Consider the following 5,851-nt stretch of genomic DNA (forward strand, 5'->3'; position numbering starts at 1 on the left):
GGACGACGGGCTGGTGCGGCGGCTGCGCGCCGCGGGGTGCGTGTTCGCCGAGCGGGAGGCGGACCTGCTGCGCGCCGCCACCGCCGACCCCCGCGAGCTGGACGCGCTCACCGCCCGCCGGGTCGCCGGCGAACCCCTCGAGCACGTCCTGGGCTGGGCGCGCTTCTGCGGGGTGCGGCTGGTCGTCGAACCCGGGGTGTTCGTCCCGCGGCACCGCAGCGAGCTGCTCGTCGACCTCGCCGCCGCGCACCTGCGCGGCGGGGACGTGCTGGTGGACCTGTGCTGCGGCACCGGCGCGCTGGCGGCGGCGCTCACGGCGCGCGTGCCCGGCCTGACCGTGCACGCCGCGGACCTGGACCCCGCCGCCGTGCGGTGCGCGCGCGCCAACCTGCCCGGCGCGCACGTGCACGAGGGCGACCTGTTCGACGCGCTGCCCGGGCACCTGCTCGGCGCGGTCGCCGTCGTCGTGGCGAACGTGCCCTACGTGCCCAGCGCGCAGGTGGCGCTCCTGCCGCCCGAGGCGCGCGAGCACGAGGCGCTGGCCGGGCTGGACGGCGGCGCCGACGGCCTGGACGTGGCGCGCCGCGTCATCGCCGGGGCCGGGCGCTGGCTGCGCCCGGGCGGGGCCCTGCTGGTGGAGGTGGAGCAGCGGCAGGCGCCCGCGGCCCTGCGCGCCGCGCGGGCGGCGGGGCTGGACGCGCGCACCGCCACCGACGAGGACGGCGACACCACCGCGCTGGTGGCGCGGCGACCCGCCCGCTGACGGGCCCACCCGCTGAGCGGACCGCTCAGACGGCGCGGTCCTCCGCGGTCAGGCCCGTCACCGTGGTGTAGAGGAACACCGAGTCCTCCAGCGCCTCCAGGCTCTGGCGCTCGTGGGTGGTCACGACGAGCTCGCCGCCGCCGACCTCGACGTCCCCGGCGCCCGCGGCACCGCCCAGGCGCACCCGCCCGGTGAGCACGTGCAGGCTCCCGGCGTGCGGGGCGTTGTGCTCGCCGAGGTGGTTGCCCGCGGTCAGGGCGATGACCGTCTGGCGCAGCCGGTTGTCGTGCACGAGCAGCTCGGCGCTGCGGCCGTGGGCGGAGGCGCGGGCCGCCTCCAGGTGCGCCTCGGCGGCACCACGCAGATCGACCACGGTCGTCCTCCCAGCTCTCCGTCGGGCCCGGTCGGATCAGTCTGTCGCGCCGGGCGGCGCGCCGCACGCCGCGCACGGCGCGTCCTCGCGCCCCTCGCGCAGCGCCCCGCACCCCGGGCACACGCGCTCCAGCCAGCAGACGGCCTCCCCGCCCTCCCCGCCGGTGTCCCCGCCGGTGTCCCCGCCGGGCACGCGACCCGCCTCAGAGCACCGGCTGCGCCGGCGCCACGCGCCGGCCGGTGACCCGGGACCTCGGGAACACCCCGGCCTTGGAGCTGCCCTCCATCTCGTCGCCGCGCACCACCACGTCGAACGCGATGCTCAGCCGCAGGGGCCGGGTGATCGAGTGCTTCCAGGTCAGCCGCTCACCGCGCAGGGCGACCTCCTTCAGGGCGACGTCGCCGCCGTCCAGGCGGGCCACGCCCCGCAGGTCGGCGCCCTCCCCGGTGAGCTCCACGGTGGTGCGCTGCTCCCCCACGGGGGTGGCGATGGTCAGGTTCCACGTGCCGGCGACGCTCACGGGGGTCCTTCCGGTCGGGACGGGGCGGCTCTGCGGTCGGTGCCGGACCGGTGGGCAGCGGCGCGCGGTCCACCGGTCGACGACGGCAGGAGGCTCCCACGCCGACGGGCCCCGCCGCCCCGCGCCGAGCGCACCCGGCAGGTCCGTGCCGTCCTGGCAGGTCCGTGCCGCCGCGGCGCGCGGGCGGTGCGTCAGGTCGCCATGTCCACGAAGCGCGAGTAGTGGCCCTGGAAGGCCACCGTGATGGTGTCGGTGGGGCCGTTGCGGTGCTTGGCGACGATGAAGTCCGCCTCACCGGCGCGCGGGGACTCCTTCTCGTACATGTCCTCGCGGTGCAGCAGGATCACCATGTCGGCGTCCTGCTCGATGGAGTTGTGGACCGCGATGCCGTTGGCGACGAAGTTGTGCCCACCGGCGACGGTGGCGTCGAACACCTGCTCCTCGCCGTCCGGCTCGATCGCCACGACCTCGTCCCACAGGACGTCGTTGACGGCCGTGACCTCCAGGTCGGCGTCGTCGAGCACCTCGGCGACCCGGGAGAGGCGGGCACGGGAGGGCGCGTGCTCCCGCACCGTGCTGCCGCGGGACTGCGTGCCCGGCGCCGCCGCGAGCTCCCGGTGCGTCGTGCCCTTCTCCACGAGGACGCGCCGCACGTCGTCCCACACCTGCCGCGGCACGGTGTCCGCGTTCGGGTTGCCGCTGAGGTCGCGGACCACCTGCAGCAGGCGCTCGGCGGACGCACCTCGGGCCCCGTGCACCCCGATCTCCTGCAGGAAGCGGCGCTGGTCGTCCACGCCCGAGACGTCGAGCGTCCAGCCGGGGCGGTAGGACGCCTTCGGGGCAGCTCGGCGCACCCTCGTGGAGATGCCGAAGCGCAGCAGCAGCCTCGACAGGTCGTCCACGAGGCGGCGGCTGGTCGCGGCGTAGTGGACGCGCCCACCCCGTCCGGCCGCGTTGACGGTGACGGAGCCGCCCGTGGCCCAGACGTGGCGGAGGAAGAGGGCGATCTGCCGCTTGGGCAGGTGGAAGAGCTCGGCGGGCACGAACTTCTCGTGGCTGCGCAGTCCGAGGAGGCCCAGGTCGTCGAGCCACTCCGCGATCGGGTTCCCCCGTCCGCGGGTCAGGGGGTGCGGCGCGGGCAGGCGCAGCGTGGTGCAGCGCGCCGCGGGGTGCTGGTCGCGCACCGCGGTGATGCCGAACGCCGACGCCGCCGCCGCGGTGACCGCCGCGAGGTTGGCCTCGTCGACGCTCGCACAGCGCAGCGGCTGGCGGCGCACGGACGAGCCGTCCCCCAGGAGGTGCGCCAGGAGCAGGACCCGGTCGTCCTCCCAGGTGCCCACGCGCTCCGGGCCCGGCACGTGACGGGGCACCGCGAGGCGGTCACCGCTGCCGATCTCCCCGAGCGGCTTCCAGCCGCCGTAGGTGAGGAAGGGGTGGTTCGCGGTCGCGCGGACCTCCTTGCCGGAGGCCAGGCGCAGCCGGAACACCGGCTTCACACCGGTGGGGAAGACGTGGGTGAGGTGGCGGCGGACGTAGCGCAGGGAGTCGTCCAGCGCCCACACCGGCACGTCGCGCGCCTGGAGGGCGAACAGCTCCTCCATCGTCGTCTCGGCGCCGGTGTCCGCCCGCAGGACACGGGTCTCCGCGGTCAGGCAGCCCGACTCGCGCAGGTCGCTCATCTGGGGCTTCTTGTCGGTGCGCTGCTCCGGCCCGCGGTTCAGCTGCGAGAGCGCGATGACGGGGACCTCGAGCTCCTTGGCGAGCAGCTTCAGCGCGCGGGAGAACTCCGAGACCTCCTGCTGGCGGCTCTCCACCCGCTTGCCCGACGTCATCAGCTGCAGGTAGTCGACGATGACGAGCTTGAGGTCGGCGCGCTGCTTCAGCCGCCGGCACTTGGAGCGGATCTCCATCAGCGACATGTTCGGCGAGTCGTCGATGTACAGCGGCGCCTCGGAGATCGAGCCCATGGTGCGCGCCAGCTTCGTCCAGTCGTCCTCGCGCATGGTGCCCTTGCGCATGTTCTGCAGCGGGATGCGCGCCTCGGCGGACAGCAGGCGCATGGAGATCTCGTTGCGCCCCATCTCCAGGGAGAAGATCACCGACGCCAGGCCGTGCTTGATGGAGGCCGCGCGGGCGATGTCCAGCCCCAGGGTCGACTTGCCGACGGCGGGCCTGGCCGCGATGACGATCATCTGGCCGGGGTGCAGGCCGTTGGTGAGGCCGTCGAGGTCGGCGAAGCCGGTGGGGACGCCGACCATGCCCTCGCCGCGGTGGGAGCTGGCCTCGATCTCGTCGATGGCGCCCTCGATGACGTCGCCGAGGACGGCGTAGTCCTCCTTCACGCGCTTCTCGGTGACGGAGTAGACCTCGGCCTGGGCGGCGTTGACGATGGCGTCGACGTCCATGCCGTCGGCGCCGTAGCCCATCTGCACGATGCGGGTGCCGGCCTCGACGAGGCGGCGCAGCACGGAGCGCTCGCGCACGATGCGGGCGTAGAAGCCGGCGTTGGCGGCGGTGGGGACCGTGGAGATCAGGTCGTGCAGGTAGGGGGTGCCGCCGACGCGGGCCAGCTCGTTGCGGTTGGTCAGCTCCGCGGAGACGGTGACGGGGTCGGCGGGCTCGCCGCGCGAGTAGAGGTCGAGGACCGCCTCGTAGATCAGCTCGTGGGCGGGGCGGTAGAAGTCGGGGCCCTTGAGGACCTCCACGACGTCGGCGATGGCGTCCTTGGAGAGCATCATGCCGCCCAGCACGCCCTGCTCGGCGGCGATGTCCTGCGGGGGCATCCGGTCGAACTGCTCGCCGCCGACCTCGGGCCCGCGGTCGCCGCCGCGCCGCGTGCCGCGGGAGCCGCTGCGCTGGGCCGGCGCGTCGTCGAACGTCGTCACGCTGTCGCGCCCCTCTTCCCCGAACAGCCGGCCACGGGCCGCTGGAGCGGCCGTCCACCGGCACCACCACCGCTGGCGAGCGGGGTCCACCGGGGTCCACCGGGAGGCTCCGACACCGCGGTCCAGGCACCTTCGCGCACGGGGGCGCCCACGGTCAAACGGGCCTGTGCACAGGTCGGTTGACAACCTGTGGACGAACTGGGGGTCGTGGTGCACAGGGGGTGGACAACCCTGGGGACAACTCGCGGATCTGCACCCCCCGAGGGCCTCGCACCGCCTCTGACCTGCGACGATGCTGTGCACGCGGTGTGGAGGAGAAATCCACCCGGACGACGGGAGGGCGACGGTGGGGTTTCGGTCCGGTAACGGTTCGGTCGGGCTGCTCCAGGTGGGCGCGCGCGACGCCGACATCGTCCGGTTGGCCCTGCCCGCGCTGGGCGCCCTGGTGGCCGAGCCGCTGTTCCTGCTGGCCGACTCCGCGATCGTGGGGCGCCTGGGCACCCTGCCGCTGGCCGGGCTGGGCGTGGCCGGCGCGGTGCTCAGCACGGCCGTCAGCCTGTTCGTCTTCCTCGCCTACGGCACCACCGCGGCCGTCGCGCGCCGCCTGGGCGCCGGCGACGTCCGCTCGGCGCTGGCCGCCGGGGTGGACGGGGTGTGGCTGGCGCTGGGCCTGGGGGTCGTCACCGCCGTGCTCGTGCACGCCGCCGCCGGCCCGGTGGTCGACGCCCTGGGGGTCTCGGCGGCCGCGCGCCCCTTCGCGCTCACCTACCTGCGGGTGAGCCTGTGGGGGCTGCCGGGGATGCTCGTGGTGCTCGCGGCGACCGGGGTGCTGCGCGGCCTGCAGGACACGCGCACGCCCCTGGTGGTGGCCGGTGCCGGTGCCGCGCTGAACGTCGCGCTGAACCTGCTGCTCGTGCACGGGCTGGGCCTGGGCGTCGCGGGCTCGGCGGCGGGCACCGCCGCCACGCAGGTGCTGATGGCGGTGGTGCTGGCGGTGGTGGTGCTGCGCGGGGTGCGCCGCACGGGCGCCCCGGTGCGCCCGCACCCGCTGGGGGTGCTGCGCAGCGCCCGCGCGGGGGTGCCGCTGCTGGTGCGCACCCTGACGCTGCGGGTGGCGCTGCTGCTGACGACGTACGTGGCCGCCGCGCAGGGCGACTCGGGCCTGGCCGCCCACCAGGTCGCCACGACCGTGTGGACGACCACGGCGCTGGCGCTGGACGCCCTGGCGATCGCCGCGCAGGCCCTGGTGGGGCGCTTCCTGGGCGCCGGGGACGTGGCGGGGGCGCGCGCCACGGTGGCCCGCGCCGTGC

Annotated in this window: 6 protein-coding genes; 2 read left to right on the forward strand and 4 right to left on the reverse strand. The window is 75.5% G+C overall.

Translation table 11 applies throughout. From position 1 onward, the window contains the following. The first annotated feature begins 10 nt into the window (after positions 1-10). Positions 11-763, forward strand: a complete 753-nt coding sequence (locus tag GTR00_RS12790) for a putative protein N(5)-glutamine methyltransferase (protein ID WP_240900047.1) — start codon at positions 11-13, stop codon at positions 761-763. 25 nt (positions 764-788) lie between these two features. Here GTR00_RS12790 and GTR00_RS12795 read toward each other — a convergent pair whose 3' ends face one another. From GTR00_RS12795 to GTR00_RS12810, 4 genes are all read right to left on the reverse strand, one after another. Continuing rightward, entirely contained in the window at positions 789-1,136 is a 348-nt protein-coding gene (locus GTR00_RS12795; protein WP_166611996.1) for a cupin domain-containing protein, read from the reverse strand. Positions 1,137-1,172: 36 nt separating this feature from the next. Continuing rightward, entirely contained in the window at positions 1,173-1,328 is a 156-nt protein-coding gene (locus GTR00_RS12800; RefSeq protein WP_166611997.1) for a hypothetical protein, read from the reverse strand. A 10-nt stretch (positions 1,329-1,338) separates the two neighbouring features. Continuing rightward, on the reverse strand, positions 1,339-1,656 hold the full coding sequence (locus GTR00_RS12805; protein ID WP_166611998.1) for a hypothetical protein: 318 nt from the start codon (positions 1,654-1,656) through the stop codon (positions 1,339-1,341). Positions 1,657-1,847: 191 nt separating this feature from the next. Next, positions 1,848-4,541 carry a replicative DNA helicase gene (locus tag GTR00_RS12810; RefSeq protein WP_166611999.1) on the reverse strand — a complete coding sequence of 898 codons (2,694 nt, stop codon included), beginning with the start codon at positions 4,539-4,541 and terminating at the stop codon, positions 1,848-1,850. Positions 4,542-4,929: 388 nt separating this feature from the next. Here GTR00_RS12810 and GTR00_RS12815 point away from each other — a divergent pair. Continuing rightward, positions 4,930-5,851, forward strand: a 922-nt coding sequence (locus tag GTR00_RS12815) for an MATE family efflux transporter (protein WP_166612000.1), incomplete at its 3' end; no start/stop codon positions are given.

This window comes from Kineococcus indalonis, from assembly GCF_009906395.1.
Taxonomy (GTDB): Bacteria; Actinomycetota; Actinomycetes; order Actinomycetales; family Kineococcaceae; genus Kineococcus; species Kineococcus indalonis.